Raw genomic sequence first — 18,707 nt, forward strand, 5'->3', positions numbered from 1 at the left:
CGTTCATCGCACCGTGGCGGCCCACGCCACGACGTCGCCCGCCAAGCGCGCCGAGGCGCTGCCAAAGGCGCTGACCACTTCCGGTACCTTGCTGCCGGCCACCGGTTCGACCACCGCAAAGCGGCGCGCGGCCAGTTGCTGGCGGGTGGAGGTGTCGACCAGGCGGGCCTCGTAGACGATCACCACCTTGGGCTGGCCGTTGCGATATTCAGTCTGGAAGGCCAGCAGCGCTCCATTGAGTTCCACCTCGGCGGCGATGTTGGCGTTGTCGCCGGACAGGCGCGGGAAGCGTCCATCGGCCTGGAAGGCGTCCAGCAAGCGGTCGCGCAGCAGTTGCGGCGCCGGGTCGCTCCAGCGCACGCCGGCATAGGACTTGACCACGTCGCCTTCGGGCAGCACCAGGATGCGTTCGCTGTCGATGCTGCGGCTGGCCGTCGGCGTGGCGATGCGCAGTGCACGGTAAGGGCTGGCGGAGACAGGGGCGGCGGCGGAAGCCAGCGGCGGCAGCCGATAGACCGCCAGCGGATCAGCCTTGGGCAGGATGGAACACGCCGTCAGGGCCAGGCTGGCGGCCACCAGGGCGGAGCGCAGGAGCGGGGTCATCATGGGTTGAATTCCTGGAGATTGTCTTGGCCCAGCAGGTAACCGCCGGGATTGCTTTCCAGCTTGCGGCTGATGGCCCGCACCGAGGCCAGGGTGCTGCGCAGCTCGGTAATGGCCGGGCCGATCTCGGCCACCCCCTGGGCGCCGTTGTTGAGCGCCGCCTGGTTCTGCTGGATCAGCTTCTCGATCTGCTGGCTGCTGGCTGCCAGCGAACGCATGGCCTGCTGCAGGTTGCCCATGGCGTCATTGCCGCGCGTGGCCAGCAGCTGGTTGGCCGACTGCATGGCCAGGTTGGCCTGGCGCGCAGCGGCCGCCAGTTCCTGCATGGCCGTGCCGACATTGCCGCGCTGGTTGGCCAAGGTGTCGGTCAGCTGTTCCAGGTGCGCCACGGTCTGGTTCAGGCGCCGGGCGTTCTCGGGGGCGAGGAACTGCTTGGCATTGAGCAGCACCTCGTTGACGTTGGAGAGCAGGTCTTCACCGTTGGAGAGCAAGGAGCTCAGCGGCGAGGGCGAGGCGATGATGATGGGATCATTGCCGTCCTTGGATTCCAGTCGCGGGCTCTGCGGCGAGCCATTGGTCAGCTGGATCAGCGCGGTACCGGTGATACCGGCCAGGGCCAGCTTGGCGCCGGTGTCTTCCTTGATGGGCGCCTTGCCGGTCACGCGGATGCGCGCGCGCACCTTGCGCGGGTCGGCCGGGTCCAGGCTCAGGCCGACCACGTCGCCCACCTTGATGCCGCTGTACTGCACGGGGCTACCGCGCGAGAGTCCGCTGACCGCCTCGTTGAAGATGACCGTGTAGTAGTCGACGTCGCGGTCCTGCCCGACCTTGGTCAGCCACAGGCAGAACACCAGCGCCGCCAGGGCGACCAGGATCGTGAAGAGTCCGATGAGGACGTGATGGGCACGCGTTTCCATTAGGCGTTTCCTTGATGCGTTGGGGTGGCCGAGGCGCGCAGTGCGGCCTGGCTGGCGGCCCGTCCGCGCGGGCCCTGGAAGTATTGCTGTATCCACGGATCATCGAAGGCCGCCACGGCCTCGATGCGGTCGGCCACCAGAACGCGCTTGGCCGAGAGCACGGCGACACGGTCGCAGATGGCATAGAGGGTGTCCAGGTCATGGGTGACCAGGAACACGGTCAGGCCCAGCGCATCGCGCAGGGTCAGGATCAGGCGGTCGAAGGCGGCCGCGCTGATGGGGTCGAGGCCGGCAGTCGGTTCGTCCAGGAACAGGATGTCCGGATCCAGCGCCAGCGCGCGGGCCAGTGCGGCGCGCTTGATCATGCCGCCCGAGAGTTCTGCCGGATATTTGTCGCCGGCGGCAATGGGCAGGCCCGCCAGCGCCAGCTTCATGGCCGAGACGCCGCGCGCCTCATCGGCATCGAGCCCGCCGTATTCGGTGAGGGGCAGGGCGATGTTTTCCAGCACGGTCAGTGAAGAGAACAGCGCGCCCTGCTGGAACAGTACGCCGAAACGCCGCTCGTACTGCGACCGTGCGTCGGTCGACAACGCCGACAGATCCTGTCCGAACACCTTCACCTGTCCGGCCGCAGGACGTTGCAATCCGACGATGCTGCGCAGCAGGACCGACTTGCCGGTCCCGGAACCACCCACCACGCCCAGGATCTCACCGCGCCGAACCTGCAGGTCCAGCTGGTCGTGCACCACCTGGGGGCCGAACTGGTTGCGCAGGCCGCGCACGTCGATGATCGCCTCCGTGGCGCGGTCTTCGCGCACCGGGGTCACCATCCCATCTCCATGAAGAACAGGGCCGCCAGTGCATCCAGCAGGATCACCACGAAGATCGACTGCACCACGCTGGAGGTGGTGTGCTGGCCCACCGACTGGGCGCTGCCGCTGACCTTGAAGCCTTCATTGCAGCCGATGATGGCGATCACGAAGGCAAACAGCGGGGCCTTGACCATGCCCAGCACGAAGTGGCGGATGCCCACATCCTGTTGCAGCAGCGAGAGGAACATGGTCGGGCTGATGTCCAGTGACAGCGCACACACCATGGCACCGCCGAAAAGGCCCGACATCATGGCGATGAAGGTGAGAATGGGCATGGAGATCAGCAGCGCGATGATGCGCGGCAGGACCAGCAGGTTGATCGGGTCCAGCCCGAGCGCGCGGATGGCATCGATTTCCTCGTTGGCCTTCATTGAGCCGATCTGCGCCGTAAATGAACTGGCGGTACGCCCCGCCATCAGGATGGCCGTCAGCAGGACGGCGAACTCGCGCAGGAAGGAGAAGGCCACCAGGTCCACCGTATAGAGGCTGGCCCCGAAGTCGGCCAGCACGGTGGCGCCGAGGAAGGCGACCACGGCGCCCACCATGAAAGTGAGCAGGGAGACGATGGGTACCGCATCCAGCCCGGTCTGCTCGACCTGGGCCACCACGCCCGTAAAGCGCCAGCGCGAGGGGCGCCAGAACGACGCCGCCAGGGTCTGCAGGCACAAGCCGGCAAAACCCAGCAGCCCGCGCGAACAGGCGCGCAGGTTGAGCGTGGCCACGCCGGCCCGTTCGAGCATGTCGGTGATCCAGGCCTGCGGCGGCGGGGCGGCCTTGGGCATGGCGATGGCCTTGGCCTCGGCGACGGCGGCCAGCAGGCCCCGCCAGGCGTGCGGCAGGTCGCTGCTTTCGCCGGTCTGGCGCAAGGCCGCCGGTACGCCCAGCAAGTCCACCAGCAGCTTGGCCCCCACGGTATCGAAGGCGGTCAGTGCAGAAAACGTCAGCACCAGTTCATCGCCTGCCGTCGGCCGCTGCTGCGCGATCTGGCGCGACAGCGCGCGGTAGTTGCGCAAGGTCCAGTCGCCCTCCACGTGCAGCACAGGCGGGCTGGACGGTTCGAGGCGGAAGGTGGCGGCGTTGTTCAAATCAGGTCAGGCCGGCAAGGGCAAGGTTGGAAGAGGGCAGTGTACCGAACTTGCGCACCACTGCGCAAAAAGCGTCAGCGGGCCGCGGCAAGTATGGCATGGGCACAGGCTTCGCGCCAGCCGCTATGACCCGCGCGGGCACTATCCCAAGAGGTAATTGCCGCTGGGCGGAGCGGCTCCTACCATGTGCTCTCCCTGGACCCGGCCAGTGCCATCCTCCTCCCTCCACCGGCAGAAAGCACCGGGGCTGGTTTGACGTTTTCTGCACCATGCCGCGTGCGGCGCGCTTCTCATGAAAAAACTCATCTTTACCCTTTCCGCCCTGGGACTGCTCAACGCCAGTCAATCTGCCCAGGCCCAGGCTTCCAGTGTCACCGTCTATGGCGTCATCGACATGAGCCTGGTCTATACCAGCAAGGTCGGTGCCGGCAACAACAGCCGCGTCAGTGTCGATTCGGGCGATGCCATGGCATCGCGCATCGGCTTTCGCGGCCGGGAGGAGCTGGGCGGCGGACTGGCTGCCATCTTCCAGCTCGAAAACGGCTTTTCCGCCGACGACGGCGCCATGGCCACGCCCGGCACCTTGTTCGACCGCAAGTCGGTCGTCGGCCTGAGCGGCCATCTCGGTACGCTGACCATCGGCCGCCAGACCGATTACCTGGAAGAAATCGGCCTGCAATACAGCTCCTTCCAGATCTTCGGTGGTGGCGGGGTGCGCGCCGGCCACTTCAACAGCCTTGATCGCCTGACCGGGGCGCGTACCAGCAATTCCCTGCGCTTCGATACGGCGGACATGGGCGGATTCACCGGTAGCCTCTTCTATGGTTTCGGCGAGGTCGCCGGCAAGACGTCGGCAGGACAAGCCTTCGGGGTCGGGGCCAACTACAAGAACGGCAACGCCGGTATCGGTGCCGCCTATTACCAGAGCAAGCTGGCGGCCGATACGCCGCCCTCCAATGCCGGTGATACCGACCTGAAGACCTTCACCCTGGGCGCCAGCTACCAGGCCGGGCCGGCCAAACTGTTCGCCGCCTGGTCGCAGGTGCGTCGTCCGACCCAGCAGCCATTGGCTGCCAGCGGCCTGGTGGCCATCACCACCGCCACGCGCGCCAATGTCTTCGATGTCGGTGTCGACTATGCGCTCGATGCCAAGCTGCACCTGCTGGGCAGCGTCATCCATGACCGCGCCGACCTGTCCCGCGCCAACGGCGGCGCTACGCGCGGGCACACCACGCAGTTCAATGTCGGCGTCGATTACTTCTTCAGCAAGCGCACCGACCTCTATGCCATGGCCAGCCGCCAGTCGGCCAGCGACGTGCTCAATCCCGGCGTCATCAGCGCGGCCTATTCGTCGGCACCGGCCGACGACAGCAGCCAGAACGTCTTGCGCATCGGGCTGCGGCACAAGTTCTGAGCGCGCCGAAAAACATAGCCGAAAATGGCAAAACAGCCTCCGCAGTGCGGGGGCTGTTTTGCTTTTGAGCGCTGCGGTCCGGGCCCATCACGGGCGCGGAAACGGCGTATTCGGGAGGAGAACGCAGGCTGCGCGAGCGCCAGCGCGTCGTGCAGCGCGCAGGTTTGCCAAATCGGGCTACACCGGTGCGCAACGGGAACGCAATAATCCATCACACCCGTTCCACACCGACACGTCCCGACCATGACCTCCACTCGTTTCCGTTTGCGCCTGCTGCACCAGGCGCTCCTGACCACGCTCTCCGCAGCCGGCCTGGCCACTGCCTTGCTGGCGCCGTTGCCGGCGGCCGCCCATGGTGCGGCCGCGCACATGCTGCCGCTCAAGAAGACCCTGGAGGATTTCGGCGCTACCGTGCGCTGGGATGCCTATGCAGGCCTGTGGACCATCCAGCGCAACAGCGTGACCGTGCGCGTCAAGCCGCGTGCCGCGACCGCGCTGGTCAACGGCCAGCCGGTCAAACTGCCGGTGCCGCTGGTGATGAAGAACGGGCAGCCCTATGTCTCGGATGAATTCATCAACACCGTCTTTGCGCCCAGCCTGGACAAGACTTTCCAGATCGAATCGGTACCGCATCCGCTCAATCCGCTCAGCGCCGATGAGATCAATGCCACGCTGGACGTCTTGAAGGCCAGCGGCCGCTGGCAGCCGTCCTATCGCTTTACCGAAATCACGGTGGCCGAAGCGCCCAAGGAGCAGGTCTGGAAATTCGCCCTCGGCGAACGCGGCCTGGCCTTTGCGCGGCGCGCCGATTTCACCTTGCTCGATGGCAGCCAGGTCATCGAAGGCACGGTGGACCTGGGCCAGCGCAGCGTGACCCGCTGGGAGCCCAAGGCCGGGGTGCACGGCATGGTGCTGGTGGATGATTTCGCCACCGTCCAGAATGCCATGGAGACCAGCACCGACTACGCCCAGGCGCTGGCCAAGCGCGGCATCACCGATATCAAGAAGGTGGTAGCCACTCCGCTGACCGTGGGCTACTTCGGCGGCAAGGATGCCCTGCAGGAAGATGCCCGCCTGCTCAAGGTGGTCAGCTACCTGGATGTGGGCGACGGCAATTACTGGGCGCACCCTATCGAGAACCTGGTGGCGGTGGTCGACCTGGTGCAGAAGAAGGTCATCAAGATCGAAGACAACGGCGTCATCCCGGTGCCGATGAAGCCGACCGGCTACGACGGCAGCGGCCGCGCACTGGTCCCGCCGCCCAAGCCGCTGGACATCAGCGAGCCCGAGGGCAAGAACTACACCATCACCGGCAATACCCTGCGCTGGCGCAACTGGGAGATGCATTTCAAGCTGGATTCGCGCGTGGGCCTGATGTTCTCGACCGTCACCTACAACGACCACGGCAAGAAGCGCCAGATCATGTACGAGGGTTCGCTGGGCGGCATGATCGTGCCCTATGGTGATCCGGACGTGGGCTGGTATTTCAAGGCCTACCTGGATTCGGGCGAATACGGCATGGGCACCCTGACTTCGCCCATCGAGCGCGGCAAGGATGCACCCGACAACGTGGTGCTGCTCGATGCCACCCTGGCCGACACCAGTGGCAAGCCGTGTACCATCCCGCGCGCCATCGGCGTCTTCGAACGCTATGCCGGTCCGGAATTCAAGCACCAGGAATACGGCCAGCCCAATCTGTCGGTGGAGCGGCGCGAGCTGGTGATCCGCTGGATCAGCACGGTCGGCAACTATGACTACATCTTCGACTGGGTCTTTGCCGAGAATGGCACCATCGGCATCAATGCCGGCGCCACCGGCATCGAGGCGGTCAAGGGCGTGAAGTCCTCGACCATGCGTGACGCCAGCGCGGCCGAGGATACCCGCTACGGCACGCTGATCGATCACAACATCGTCGGCACCACGCACCAGCATATCTACAACTTCCGTCTCGACCTGGATATCGATGGGGAAAGCAATTCGCTGACCGAAGTCGATCCGGTAGTCTTGCCCAACACCCGCAGCGGCCCGCGCAGCAGCACCATGCAGACCGTACAGCGCACGGCCGATACCGAGCAGCAGGCGGCGCAGAAATTCGATGCCTCGACCATCCGCCTGCTGAGCAACCCGAACAAGTTCAACAAGGTCGGCAATCCCGTGTCTTACCAACTGATCCCCTACGCGGGCGGTACGCACCCCATTGCCAAGGGCGCCAACTTCTCGCCGGATGAATGGCTCAACAAGCGCCTGAGTTTCATGGACCGCCAACTGTGGGTGACCCGCTATGACCCGCAGCAGCGCTTCCCGGAAGGCAAGTATCCGAACCGCTCCCATGAAGATACCGGCCTGGGCGCCTTCATCAAGGACAACCAGTCCATCGTCAACCAGGACGATGTGGTCTGGCTGACCACCGGCACCACCCACGTGGCGCGTGCCGAAGAGTGGCCCATCATGCCCACCGAATGGGTGCACGTCCTGTTGAAGCCCTGGAACTTCTTCGACGAGACGCCCACCCTCGGCCTGAACAAGAAGAAATAAGGCTTCCCCAAGCCGGCAAAGCTTGACCGTCTGCTTCGGGCCGACGGTCTTTTTTCACAAGGAGACTCCATGCATATTGCATCGAACATCATCGGCGGCCAACTGCGCCCGGGCAGCCGCCTGCTCGATTCGTACAATCCCGCCAACGGCCAGGTCATGGGCCGCTTCCCGCAATCCGATGCCATCGAGGTGGCCGCGGCGGTGGCCGCCGCGCGCCAGGCGCAGCCCGGGTGGGCCGCATTGTCACTGGCGCAGCGGCGCGAGCACCTGCAGCGCGTGGCTGATGCCATCGCCGCCCATGCCGAACGGCTGGCCACGCTGGTGACACAGGAACAAGGCCGTCCATTGGGTGGCATCGGCCCTGGCCAGGTGCCGGGCTCGCGCTTCGAGCTGTGGGGCTGCGAAGCCTGGACGCGTGCCACTGCGAGCCTTGAACTGGCCCCGGAAGTGGTGTTCGAGGACGAGACCCGGCGCGACGAACTGCATCGCAAGCCCTATGGCGTCATCGCCGCCATCGCACCGTGGAATTGGCCGCTGATGATTTCCATCTGGCAGATCATCCCGGCGCTCTACACCGGCAATACGGTCGTGCTCAAGCCCTCCGAATACACCAGCGTCTGCGGCCTGGAACTGGCGCGCGTGATTGCCGAAGCACTGCCGCCCGGTGTGCTCAATACCGTCAGCGGCGATGGCAGCGTGGGTGCCCTGCTGGTGGAGGATGCCGACGTCAACAAGATCATGTTCACCGGCTCCGGTGCGACCGGAGCACGCATCGTCGCGGCGGCCGCGCGCAACCTCACGCCGACCACCATGGAACTGGGCGGCAATGATGCGGCCATCGTGCTGGAGGATGCGGATCCCAAGGCGATTGCACCGGGCCTGTTCTGGGGCGCTTTCCTCAACATGGGGCAGACCTGCGCCTGTGCGAAGCGGCTCTACGTGCCCGATGCGCTGCATGACCAGATCGTGGCCGAGCTCAAGGCCATCATTGCGGCCACCCCGATGGGCGACGGCTTGCAGCCCGGCATCGCCATGGGGCCGGTGCAGAATCCCATGCAATTGAAGAAGGTGGCGGCGCTGGTGGACAGTGCCCGTGCAGAGGGGGCCACCATCGTCTGTGGCGGCGAGCTGCCGGACGGCCCGGGCAATTTTTATCCGCTCACGCTGGTGACCGATATCCGCGATGGGGCGCGCCTGGTGGACGAGGAGCAGTTCGGCCCGGTGCTGCCCATCATCCGCTACAGCGATCTGGAACAGGCCATCGCCAATGCCAACCGGCTTGATGTGGGCCTGGGTGCGTCGGTGTGGAGCAATGACACGCAGCGTGCAGCTGAAGTCGCCATGCGCCTGCAGGCCGGGACGGTATGGGTGAACCAGCATGGGATGGTTCATCCGATGGTGCCTTTCGGCGGCAACAAGCGCTCGGGTTGGGGGCTGGAGTTCGGGCAGGAGGGATTGAAGGGCGTGACGCAGCCGCAGGTGATCAGCGTGAAGAAGTAAGCCGTTTCGCCAAGGACGGGAGCAAATAGCGTACGTGCAGACAGGCTCGGACTGGTGACAAAGCCTTGGGTAAAACCAAGGCTTTGTACTGTCGGGCCCGCACTGACATAGACACAGATGTCGATGAAGAGGCGGCAGCAGGCCGGTATGATTTTTCTGCAGTGAGTGATTCCCCGTTTTTCCACCCTTGGCGCATGTATCGGGAGAAGGCCCGACTCCTTTATTGTCGGGTCATCGCTTCCAATCGCTGCAAGAAGAGGAACTTTGTCAGCAGCGCGGTGCCCTCACCCAAATGGGCCAGATGATCGTAGTCGCCGAAATGGACATCCTGGAATTCTTCCCGGCCATAGCAATTGACCACGTTGACCGGAATGCCCAGATGAAAATCGTAAAGAATTTCATAAAGGCCCTTGAACAAGACGTCCGAACTGAGCCCTACGGCGGCCCTGTAATCGGACCGTGCCGGAGGGATCACCACGCTGACCGAATGGCCGAGATGCTTGGCCAGCAACAGCATCCGCACCAGATAGAGGTGAGCATCGGAGGGTTTGTTGAGCCTGAGGTGATCGCTGGCTCTCTTGGAAGCGCTGATGGCGGGAGGATTGACGCCGTGCCCATAAATGAATCCGCCCACCCCTTCCAGTTCGACCGTCAAATGGTCGAGCCTTCCCCTGATGGCAGAGGCCAATTGGATGAGTCGTTCATCCTCATAGTTGAGTTCAAGATGGAACAGCTCGTTCAGAGCGGGACTGATATCCTTTTCAGAAGGCGACTTTTCCAGAACGCTGCCTGGAGAAAACAAGGAGTAGTAAATGATCAGATGCCTTACCTTGGGGTAATGCAACGTCATGTGTCGGTAGAGATGAAACGAATGTTTCAGGTCCTGGGAGCGAAAACATAAATTGAACGATCCGGGAAAATGACCCGGATGGAAGCCAAACTCGCCGTGCGAACTGCCGACCACCACGGTGTCGATGTTGCCGGCCTCCCGCCATAACATGGTTCTTTTTGCCGCCAGCAGAAGCAGCGCTTCTTTCAGCAAAGGACTATCCTGAATATCCATCTTGCACCTTTCCCCAGTCGAGCCCGCATTCTATACCAGCCAGGATATGGCAATGACTGCCTGTCTGGTGTTTCGAGCTGACGCGGGCTATGCCGTTCAAGAAAAAAAGAGACCCCACGTCTGAAGACACGGGTTCGTCACTGTTTCGGGGCAAGCCTGTCGATCAGCTCTTTGGTATTGGGCTCATCTGCTCTGGTGTCTCTATCGAACAGCGTTGACCTCCAGCTTCGCCTGTCCGCCCTTGCCATAAGCGAGAGGCCGCTCGGCACGCCCATCCTGCAATTCCAGCGTGGTCAGTGCATCGCGAGCCACCGCCTTGACGCGCCATTGCCGCCCGTCGTCCTCGCTCACCAGCAGGGCACCGGAGAGCGAGCTTGCCATGACCTGGTTGCCTTCGCTGCGCAGGGCCGTGATGGAGCCGCTGGTAGGGGAGGCCAAGGATTGCCAATGCTGCCCGCCATCCTCGCTGCGCAGCAGCTTGCCGCCCAGGCCACCGACCACGATGGCCCCGGAGGCCGTCACCACGCCGCTCCACAGCGATGCTTTGCTGCCCGTGGCCAGCGCTTCCCAGTGCTGGCCGCCATCGAGCGAGCGATACAGCACGCCTTGCTCGGCCGAGACGAACAGCGCGCCATCACGGCCGGGGAAGATGTGCAGCAGGTTCAGGTCGCCGCGCTGCTGGCCGGGTGCGGTGGGCAGCTTGACCTGCTGCCAGCTCTTGCCGCCATCGCGCGTATGCAGCAGCAGCGACCACAGGCCCGCTGCCCAGCCTTCATTGGCATTGGCAAACCAGACCGAGAACAGCGGCTGGTCGACGCTGGTATCACTGCGTTGCAGGGCCCAGGTCTTGCCGCCATCGGCGGTATGCAGAATCACGCCACCGTGTCCGGCGGCCCAGCCTTGCTCAGCGCCGGCGAAGCTGACCGAGGTCAGCGTGGTATCGACCGGTACCTTGTCAGCCTGGCGATAGCTGCCACCGCCATCGTCGGAGAGGATGATGTAGCCATAGGCGCCCACGGCCACGATGCGGCTGCCAGCACGCGCAGCGCCCAGCATCATGTTGTGCAGGGCATGCGCATCGGCGCGCGCCGGTGACAGGGTGACTGGCGCGCCGGCCTGCGCGAATGCGCCATGGGAGACGCTGCCGGCGAACAGGGTCAGCGCGAGCGCCAAGGAATGTTTGCGGAAAGAAATCATGACTCGTCCTTGCGATCGGTAATCAGTGCGCCAGTGCGCTGTTGAGCTTGATGGGCGACTTGCGCGGGAACATCTTCTCCAACACCACCGCGAATGCGGGCAGGGCAGTCATCGCCATGACCAGGTTGACCAGGAACATGAAGGCCAGCAGCTTGCCCATGTCGGCCTGGAACTTGAGGTCGGAGAAGGACCACGTTGCCACGCCGATGGCCAGCGTGATGGCGGTGAAGATGGTGGCGATGCCCACTTCCTGGATCGCATTGTGCAGTGCCTGTTCAATGGGCAGGCCAGCGGCCAGATGCAGTTGCAGGCGGTTGTAGATGTAGAAGGCATAGTCCACGCCGATCCCCACGGCCAGCACCATCACCGGCAAGGTGGCCACCGTCAGGCCGATCTGCAGTTGCTTCATGAAGGCATAGCCGATGAAGGTGGCCACCGTCAGCGGCAGGCAGCAGGCGATGATGGCGCGCCAGTCGCGATAGACCACAAACACCAGCAGCACGATGGCCCCATAGACGTAGAGCATCATGGGCAGCTCGGATTTTTCCACTTCATCGTTGACCGCCGCGATCACGCCCGCGTTGCCGGCGGCCAGCCGGATTTCCAGCCCGGCCAGCTTGTGCTGGTCGCGATAGGACTTCACCGCCTGGATCACGCCATTGATGGTGGCAGCCTTGTGATCAGCCAGGAACAGGTGGCTGGCCAGCATGTTGCAATCCTTGGAGAGGAAACCGCGTACACGCCCGATCTCGACTGCCAGCGCGGCGTAGTTGGCGGCATCCAGCGGCACCGTGAACATGGCCGGATTGCCCTCGTTGTAGCCTTCGTTGTAGATCTTCATCTGGTCGGCGAAGGAGCTGACGGACAGTACGCCCGGTACATGCCGCATGACCGTATCGAACTGGTCCTGGTAACGTCCGAAGCTGACGTTGTCGCAAGAATTGGAGGGCGTCGAGAGGATCACCGTGAGCCAGTCCAGCCCGTTGCCGTAGTTGTCCGCGATCCAGCGGGCATCGCGGTTGTAGCGTGCGTCGGCATGCAGTTCGGGCGCGCCCGGCTGCAAGGTGCCGACCAGGCGGTCATGGCTGTACCAGGCCGATCCGGCCAGCACCAGCAGCGTGACGACCACGATGCTGCGGGCCACGCGCGGTTGCGCCGAGCGCGACAGCACGGCCAGCCAGCGGCCCCTGGCCTGCTGGGCGCGCATGGCGCTGTCGGCGTAGGTTTTGCCGACCTTCAGCAGCGAGGCCGCCAGCGGCAGCATGACCAGGTTGGTGATGATCTTGTAGCCCACGCCGATGGAGGCCGTGATGGCCAGCTCGCGCACCATGGGAATGGGGATCATCACCAGGGTGACGAAGGACACCAGCGCCGTCACCAGCGCCAGGACGCCCGGAATGAGCAGGCCCTTGAAACTGGCGCGGGCCGCCGCTTCGCAGGACTGGCCGCTGGCGATGCCGCGCACGATGGTATTGATCTGCTGCACGCCGTGCGAGACGCCAATGGCAAACACCAGGAAGGGCACCAGCACCGCCAGCGGATCGAGCCCGTAACCGAGCAGGCGCAGGGTGCCGAACTGCCACACCAGCGACACCAGCGAACAGGCCACCGGCAGCAGTGTGAACGGCAGCGAGCGGCAATACCAGTAGACCGCGATGGTGGTCAGCAGCAGGGCCATGGCGCAGAATTTGAGCACGCCTTCGGCCCCATCGGCCACGTCGCCGATCTGCTTGGCAAAGCCGATGATCTGCACTTCGAAGTCGGCATTCTCGTATTTTGCGCGCAGGTCGTTGAGCAGCTTGTTGTAGGCCAGGTAGTCGACCTTGTCGCCCTTGGCATCGAACTCGTTGATCTCGGCCACGATCATGGCGCTGTCCTGGTTGCGCGAGATGAGGGTGCCGACGAAGCCGCCATTGACGGCCGTATTGCGGATCTGCGCGATGGTCTCCGGCGTGAGCGCCGAGGGGATCACGGTGCCGGGGATGACCGGGTCGGCGCGGAAGCCTTCCTCGGTGATCTCATTGACGAAGGTGTTGGGCGTCCACAGCGATTGCACGCCGAGCCGGCTGATGTTGGGCAGGAACATGACGGCCTGCGTCATCTCGGACAGGCGGGTCAGTCCCTCCTGGGTCCAGATGCTGCCCTTGCGTGCACGCAGCACGATGTTGAGGCGATTGGCGCCGAGCACGTCATCGCGGTACTGCTTGAAGGTGTCGATGTATTCGTGATGCGTCGGCATCTGTTTTTCAAAGCCGGCGTCCATGCGCAATTGCAGCGCGAAATACGACAGCACGGCGGTAAAAGCCAGCAGCAGGGCCAGGATGGGGATGCGCAGGCGGAACAGGCTGGCTTCGAGTCTATCCAGGCTGAACAGGGAAGGGGCGTTGGCCATGGTGCGGTGGTCTCGGGTCGGAGTTCAAAAACGCTGGCCGCCCGCAGGCGGCACAAGGAAATGCGCGGCAACAGGACGACGCGCCCGGAGCGTGGAGGCCGCGGGCGCGCTGCCTCAGAAGTTGCGGCTGATGGTCATGCCATAGAAGCTGCGGTCACGCAGCGGTTGATCCAGCACGCTGGCCCCGCCCCAGAATTTGGCCAGGTTCAGCGCCACCTGCCATTTGGCCGGGTTCTGCGTGAAGGTCACGGTGAAGTTGGCCATCTTGGCGCCTTGCATGAAGGTTGCTGTGGCATTTGGCGTGCGGCCCTTCACTGCATGGAAGAAGTAGACCTCGGGGATGACCTGCCAGCCCGGGATCACCGAACCATCGTAGACCCAGCTGAAGTCGAAGTTGTAGCCATACGAAGTAGCGCTGCCCACGCCGGCGGTATTGCCGCCATTGGCCAGCGTATTGCTGGCATTGGCCGTGGTGTCATAGCCCCAGCCCCACAGCCCTGCAGCCACGGGGATGCCGCCATAGGCATTCTTCAGGTTGGGATACTTGATGGCCACCGCTTCCACCATCAGCGTGGCGGTATCGGCACCCAGGGTCTTGAGGACGGCACCGTGCTCGCTGGGGGTGAGGCTGAGCATGCCGGTGACGGCCAACTGGTATTTCTCGGTCTCGATGTAGCACTTGCCATTGGTCTGGCACAGTCCGCCATTGGCGTTCTGTACCGAGCCGTTGAGCGAGACCGCATCCTTGGGCCGGTACGACAGCTCGGTGCCGATGGCCCAGTTGCCCAGCGGGAAGTTGGCCGACAGGCCGACCATCTTGCGGTCTTCCAGGTAGGAATAGCCCAGCCCGCTGGTGGTGTTGGCCGTCGACAGCACGGGCGACTTGTCGTGGTAGTTCATCACGTACAGGCCAAAGTTCACGTCCTTCCCTGGTGGCGTATAACGCAGCGCCACGCCGTACTGACCGGTGGAGCGCGGGCGGTTGGTAGTCGGCACGCCCAGTGCATCGGCGCCGATGCCCACCGTGGCGGTGGACCAGTAGCTGCCCACCGGCGGGAAATAGTTGCTCTCCCAGCCTTGCTGCACGTAGGTCTCCAACGAGAAGCCACGGCCCAGGCCGGTGGCGAAGTTGACCATGGGCGCGGGCAGGATGGCTTCCTTCAACTGCGTGCCCGGATTGGACAGGCGCATGATGTCGATGGCGTTGGTCTGGTTGATGCCCCCGGCGATGAACAGGCTCTCGCCCCAGTTCACCACCTGGTTGCCGACGCGGATGCGGGCGCGTTCTTCACCCAGGTCGAAGGACTTGCTGACCCACAGGTCCAGCAGGCGGATCTTGGTGTGCAGCTCGTTGCTGGCGTCGTTGGACAGCGCGTTGCCAGTCGTGTTGGCGCCGCTGATGTTGCCGGTGGTGCGGGTCGATGAGAAATCGCGTAGCCAGCTTACCCGCCCCAGGAATTTCACGTCTTCGGGCATGTTGAGCAATAGCTCATGGGTCCCTTTGAGGTAGGTGGTGAAGCGGTCGCCCCGGTTGTAGTTCAGGTCGCCCTGGTCATTGAGCGAGGACAGCGCATCGGTACAGCCAGCCGGTGCACTTGGGCCAGTGGCAGCGGCTGCATTGCCGCCGCTGCTGCCGATGACCAGCCCGCAGGCCTGCTTGCCGGCGCGCACGCCCACACCCAGCGAGACCGTCGAATCGAAGTTGCCGGAGACCGTCTCGCCCTCGAAGGTGATGGCCTGTGCGGCCCCGCTGCACAGCGTGGCGGCGGCCAGTGCGATGACCCTGGTTTGCAGATGATGTTTCATTATTGTTCCTCTCCCGTTGCTGATGCGGTGTCAGGACCGCTCAGCGATCACTGATGGCACGCAGGTTGTCGGCGCTGTAGAAGCTGGCCTTGGTACGTGGATTGCCCTTGCCATCGACTTCCCAGGCCATGTCGCGGCCGGTGCCGGCCGAGTGCAGGTCGAACACGTAGCGGCCCTCGGCCAGGTTGTATTGCGCGAAGCCGGCCTGGTCGCAGCTGCCGGTCTCGTAGACCGGGATCACGTAGGCTTCGCGATGCTTCCACAGCTTGCCCTGGGCGTCGTAGTCATCGGCGGCGACCAGGTTCCAGCTGTCTTCGTCGACATAGAAAGTGCGCTTGGGCGCGAGGTGGCGCACGCCGGCCTTGACGGTGGCTTCCACCACCCACACGCGGTGCAGCTCATAGCGGCGGGCGTTCTCGGCGATGTAGTCGTCACCGGCCACGTCCTCGAACTTGGCCTTGAAGTCGGTGGCGCCGAAACTGCCGTAGGGAACGTAGATTTCCTTCTTGCCCACCAGCTTCCAGTCGAAGCGGTCGATGGTGCCGTTGAAGACCATGGGCTCATCCAGGGTGTACTGGTTTTCCATGCCGATCTGCGGGGAGTCGTAGGCATAGGAGGGCATGCGGCGCACGCGGCGCTGGCCGGGGAAGTAGTAGAAGGTTTCGCCACCGGCCTGGTTGAGGAAGGTGGTCAGCGACAGCGCCTGGCCGGCCAGCGCCGTGGGCGAGTTGTAGGCGAAATAGGTGTAGTACTCCACCGGCGGCAGGGTCGACAGGTTCACGCTGCCCTTGGCAGCCCAGGGGAAGAACATGGTCTGCTGCGAACCGGCCTTGATCCATTCGCTGCTGCCCTTGCGCGGCGAGACGGCGGTGATGGTGGATTTCCATTCCAGGGCCACGCCGCGATAGCGCATCTTGCTGTTGTACATGACCTCTTCCCCGGTCTTGGGCACCGGGAAGGGAATGCCCGGCACTACCGCCTCGGCCAGGCTCCAGCCGTCGGCACCGAGCTTGGCGCTGGTGTTCTTTTTGGTGTTCTCCACCACGAAATCGGGAGCGCTGCAGTAACGATGGCTGGGATAGACATCCATCTTGTAACCCTTGATCTGCTTGATCAGGGCGACCTGGCCGGCAGTGAGCTTGCTGGCGTACTTGTCGACGTTGGCGGCATCGATGGTGTCGGTCTTCTTCTCGTCCTTGTACTTGAAGAAATCGCGGCGCAGCTTGCCGTAGGACCAGCCGGGCAGGACCACGTTGTCTTCCTTCCAGTCCGGTACGCCGTTGCCGCCGGCTTTCTCGCCGCCCAGCGGCGTGAGGCTGCCGCCGAGGTCGGCGGGCGTGGCGGCCTGCGCGAAGGTGGCGGCCAGCGCCAGGGCGATGGCGCTCATGTGGATGACCTTCATTGCTCTTCTCCCTTGTGGTGATGCTGATGTGCATTGGCCGGACGCGCTGCCGCGCGTTCCGGATGGGTGACCGTTCCCGAGGCGTGGAGGCCTTTCCTGTCGCCGCAACCCGGTCGGGCGCAGGGCCGTTCCTGACAAATCACTGACGGAACGGGGATTTGACTCGCTTATGGCGTTGTCCTGGACAGGGTTTTTTTAGGGAGCAGTGGACGAGGGAGAATGTAGAAGGGGCGCCCATGCAACTGTTAGCCGCTTTTAGCAATTTTCTGGCTCGCGGCCAGAAAGGGATGGTCCAAAATGAAGCGGATCCGCTGAACGCCAATCAGAAAAGGACTTTCTGGCCGGCGGTGCTGGTTTGGACGGGCAGGGTCATGCGCTGTAGAAGGAATGCAGGGATTGTTCCCCTCTTGTGAGATTGACCTGTGACAATAAAGGGATTATTGCCGTAAACGAGATAAATCAACCGATTGGTCGGCTTTGTTAGGAGAAAAGCTCGTATTTGGCACGAGGCGTTTTTGGTAAGCGCGCACATTGCCATGCGCGCCAGGGGTGCAGGGGAGGGAGGACGAATGAGATGGCGGACCAAGACAGGGCAGCTTTGCCAAAAACGGCTATGCCTTTGCCCCAAAATTGCCCAGTGATGGTTGCGGGCCGCAAATGGTAACGGACGTTACCAATGCGGCCAGCATGGTGAAACTCAGGATTGCGCGGCAGTTTTCAACGCTGTTTCGGAAGGCAGGACGCCGAACATCTTCTTGTATTCCGAGGCAAAGCGGCTGGGATGGTTGAAGCCGCACAGCGCGGCCAGGTTGCCGATGGTGTCATGGCGATCCTGGGCGCGATCCTCGCTGCCCCGGCGCTTGATCTCGCGGTGGGCGGCGTTGAGCCGCAGTGCCTTGAGGTATTGCAGCGGCGAGATGTCTAGCCTTTCCTCGAAGCAGTATTGGAGCGTGCGGCGGCTCACGTGGGTGGCGCGGCAGACATCGAGGATGCCGATCTCTTCACCCGCATGCGCACGCATGTAGTCGATGGCGTTTTGCACGATGCGCTCGCGGCGCTGGCGCGAGGGCAGCGTCGATTCCAGTTCGTGGCTGCCCTGGTTCAGCGACAGCGCCAGTGCCACGTTGCTGATGGCGGTGGAGGCCAGCGCACGCGGGCTGATCGGGCGCGCGGCCGCGCCCGCCGGCGTGTTGAGCAGATCGAAGGCGACCGAGAAGTAGTGCCGCAGCATGCCCGCCGTGGCCGCATCGAGCTGCAGCACCGACAGGTCCAGCCATTTGCGCACGCTGGCTTCATCCTGCTCGTGCAGCTGCGACAGGAACAGCTCGCGCGGCACCGAGATGCCCAGCAATTCGATGGGTCCGGTGGTGCGGATGTGATGCGGCCGGCTGCCATCGAGCACGATCAGCTGGTCTTGCGTGAGCGGCCGGCCGTTGAGCAGGTGGCCCTGCGCCTGGGTGTTGCAGATGCCGATGACCATCTGCTCGGGCGGCGGCACGATGCGTTCGTGCAGGGCCGTGTTGGTACTTTCGCGGATGAAGCAGAACTCGTCGGTTTCCACGATGGCCAGCGCGCCGACGAAGCGGCCACTGCCCAGTTGCTGGTACTCCTGCTCCCATCCGGCGAGCGTGCTGGCTTGTTCATCCACGTCCGAAAACTGTTCGGCATGGACGGAAAAATGATCGGAATGCATGGCGCGGGCTCCTGTTGTTTTGGGTCAGCCAATGCAAATTCCGCACCAGCCGGTCAAACAGCCGGAAACGGCAAGCCGTACGCGCACCGACGCCGCAGACCAGGTACGCAGGCGGTAAGGGGCAGGCAGGATGGTTCTCCGTCTCCGTTGTCTCGGAGCACCTTCGAGGGTGTCTCTCGGACTTTGCTTTTTTTCGTCAATCTACTGAATCAAACAATAAACCACAAG

The 18,707-nt window shown here is 63.7% G+C and carries 14 protein-coding genes; 4 read left to right on the forward strand and 10 right to left on the reverse strand.

Translation table 11 applies throughout. The features are described from left to right. Nucleotides 1–3: 3 nt before the first annotated feature. The 4 genes from CEJ45_RS01190 to CEJ45_RS01205 are packed head-to-tail and all read right to left on the reverse strand — an operon-like array spanning nt 4 to nt 3,477. Nucleotides 4–606, reverse strand: coding sequence for an ABC-type transport auxiliary lipoprotein family protein (locus CEJ45_RS01190; protein ID WP_088753426.1), 603 nt, complete (start codon nt 604–606; stop codon nt 4–6). Continuing rightward, nucleotides 603–1,520 (reverse strand): MlaD family protein, encoded by a 918-nt coding sequence (locus CEJ45_RS01195; protein WP_088753427.1) that lies wholly within the window; start codon nt 1,518–1,520, stop codon nt 603–605. Before CEJ45_RS01195 ends, CEJ45_RS01190 begins: the two co-directional genes overlap by 4 nt. After that, nucleotides 1,520–2,350, reverse strand: a complete 831-nt coding sequence (locus tag CEJ45_RS01200; RefSeq protein WP_088753428.1) for an ABC transporter ATP-binding protein — start codon at nt 2,348–2,350, stop codon at nt 1,520–1,522. Before CEJ45_RS01200 ends, CEJ45_RS01195 begins: the two co-directional genes overlap by 1 nt. After that, a complete protein-coding gene (locus tag CEJ45_RS01205; protein ID WP_088753429.1) occupies nt 2,344–3,477 on the reverse strand; it encodes an MlaE family ABC transporter permease in 1,134 nt (377 codons plus the stop codon). The genes CEJ45_RS01200 and CEJ45_RS01205 overlap by 7 nt, the downstream gene beginning before the upstream one ends. A 292-nt stretch (nt 3,478–3,769) precedes the next feature. Between CEJ45_RS01205 and CEJ45_RS01210 the strand changes: the two genes are divergently transcribed. The 3 genes from CEJ45_RS01210 (at nt 3,770) to CEJ45_RS01220 (ending at nt 8,926) form a co-directional block, all read left to right on the forward strand. Further along, nucleotides 3,770–4,891, forward strand: coding sequence for a porin (locus CEJ45_RS01210; protein WP_088753430.1), 1,122 nt, complete (start codon nt 3,770–3,772; stop codon nt 4,889–4,891). Nucleotides 4,892–5,134: 243 nt separating this feature from the next. Further along, a complete protein-coding gene (gene tynA, locus CEJ45_RS01215) occupies nt 5,135–7,426 on the forward strand; it encodes a primary-amine oxidase (RefSeq protein WP_088753431.1) in 2,292 nt (763 codons plus the stop codon). Between the two features lie 69 nt (nt 7,427–7,495). After that, on the forward strand, nt 7,496–8,926 hold the full coding sequence (locus tag CEJ45_RS01220) for an aldehyde dehydrogenase family protein (RefSeq protein WP_088753432.1): 1,431 nt from the start codon (nt 7,496–7,498) through the stop codon (nt 8,924–8,926). Nucleotides 8,927–9,146: 220 nt separating this feature from the next. Here CEJ45_RS01220 and CEJ45_RS01225 read toward each other — a convergent pair whose 3' ends face one another. The 5 genes from CEJ45_RS01225 to CEJ45_RS01245 form a co-directional block, all read right to left on the reverse strand. Next, a complete protein-coding gene (locus CEJ45_RS01225) occupies nt 9,147–9,989 on the reverse strand; it encodes a hypothetical protein (RefSeq protein ID WP_088753433.1) in 843 nt (280 codons plus the stop codon). Between the two features lie 201 nt (nt 9,990–10,190). After that, nucleotides 10,191–11,186: a WD40/YVTN/BNR-like repeat-containing protein gene (locus CEJ45_RS01230; RefSeq protein WP_088753434.1), complete on the reverse strand. Its 996-nt coding sequence runs from the start codon at nt 11,184–11,186 to the stop codon at nt 10,191–10,193. Nucleotides 11,187–11,208: 22 nt separating this feature from the next. Further along, nucleotides 11,209–13,578 (reverse strand): efflux RND transporter permease subunit, encoded by a 2,370-nt coding sequence (locus CEJ45_RS01235; RefSeq protein WP_088753435.1) that lies wholly within the window; start codon nt 13,576–13,578, stop codon nt 11,209–11,211. 114 nt (nt 13,579–13,692) lie between these two features. Next, entirely contained in the window at nt 13,693–15,384 is a 1,692-nt protein-coding gene (locus CEJ45_RS01240) for a DUF1302 domain-containing protein (RefSeq protein WP_088753436.1), read from the reverse strand. A 40-nt stretch (nt 15,385–15,424) separates the two neighbouring features. Continuing rightward, complete coding sequence (locus CEJ45_RS01245; protein WP_088753437.1) at nt 15,425–16,786, reverse strand: DUF1329 domain-containing protein; 1,362 nt, start codon at nt 16,784–16,786, stop codon at nt 15,425–15,427. A gap of 236 nt (nt 16,787–17,022) precedes the next feature. Here CEJ45_RS01245 and CEJ45_RS24765 point away from each other — a divergent pair, with 236 nt between their 5' ends. Beyond that, nucleotides 17,023–17,199: a hypothetical protein gene (locus CEJ45_RS24765; protein ID WP_158214882.1), complete on the forward strand. Its 177-nt coding sequence runs from the start codon at nt 17,023–17,025 to the stop codon at nt 17,197–17,199. Between the two features lie 284 nt (nt 17,200–17,483). Here the strand turns inward: CEJ45_RS24765 and CEJ45_RS01250 are convergent, their stop codons facing one another. Further along, nucleotides 17,484–18,479 (reverse strand): helix-turn-helix domain-containing protein, encoded by a 996-nt coding sequence (locus tag CEJ45_RS01250; RefSeq protein WP_088753438.1) that lies wholly within the window; start codon nt 18,477–18,479, stop codon nt 17,484–17,486. Nucleotides 18,480–18,707: the final 228 nt, after the last annotated feature.

It is taken from the genome of Herbaspirillum aquaticum, from assembly GCF_002213425.1.
GTDB lineage: Bacteria > Pseudomonadota > Gammaproteobacteria > Burkholderiales > Burkholderiaceae_D > Herbaspirillum > Herbaspirillum aquaticum.

What these genes read in the sequence shown, in the direction of transcription:
- CEJ45_RS01245 (WP_088753437.1), bottom strand. Translation starts at nt 16,786, where the DNA reads ATGAAGGTCATCCACATGAGCGCCATCGCCCTGGCGCTGGCCGCCACC.
- CEJ45_RS01225 (WP_088753433.1), bottom strand. Translation starts at nt 9,989, where the DNA reads ATGGATATTCAGGATAGTCCTTTGCTGAAAGAAGCGCTGCTTCTGCTG.
- CEJ45_RS01190 (WP_088753426.1), bottom strand. Translation starts at nt 606, where the DNA reads ATGATGACCCCGCTCCTGCGCTCCGCCCTGGTGGCCGCCAGCCTGGCC.
- CEJ45_RS24765 (WP_158214882.1), top strand. Translation starts at nt 17,023, where the DNA reads ATGCAACTGTTAGCCGCTTTTAGCAATTTTCTGGCTCGCGGCCAGAAA.
- tynA (WP_088753431.1), top strand. Translation starts at nt 5,135, where the DNA reads ATGACCTCCACTCGTTTCCGTTTGCGCCTGCTGCACCAGGCGCTCCTG.
- CEJ45_RS01200 (WP_088753428.1), bottom strand. Translation starts at nt 2,350, where the DNA reads ATGGTGACCCCGGTGCGCGAAGACCGCGCCACGGAGGCGATCATCGAC.
- CEJ45_RS01240 (WP_088753436.1), bottom strand. Translation starts at nt 15,384, where the DNA reads ATGAAACATCATCTGCAAACCAGGGTCATCGCACTGGCCGCCGCCACG.
- CEJ45_RS01210 (WP_088753430.1), top strand. Translation starts at nt 3,770, where the DNA reads ATGAAAAAACTCATCTTTACCCTTTCCGCCCTGGGACTGCTCAACGCC.
- CEJ45_RS01220 (WP_088753432.1), top strand. Translation starts at nt 7,496, where the DNA reads ATGCATATTGCATCGAACATCATCGGCGGCCAACTGCGCCCGGGCAGC.
- CEJ45_RS01235 (WP_088753435.1), bottom strand. Translation starts at nt 13,578, where the DNA reads ATGGCCAACGCCCCTTCCCTGTTCAGCCTGGATAGACTCGAAGCCAGC.
- CEJ45_RS01230 (WP_088753434.1), bottom strand. Translation starts at nt 11,186, where the DNA reads ATGATTTCTTTCCGCAAACATTCCTTGGCGCTCGCGCTGACCCTGTTC.
- CEJ45_RS01195 (WP_088753427.1), bottom strand. Translation starts at nt 1,520, where the DNA reads ATGGAAACGCGTGCCCATCACGTCCTCATCGGACTCTTCACGATCCTG.
- CEJ45_RS01250 (WP_088753438.1), bottom strand. Translation starts at nt 18,479, where the DNA reads ATGCATTCCGATCATTTTTCCGTCCATGCCGAACAGTTTTCGGACGTG.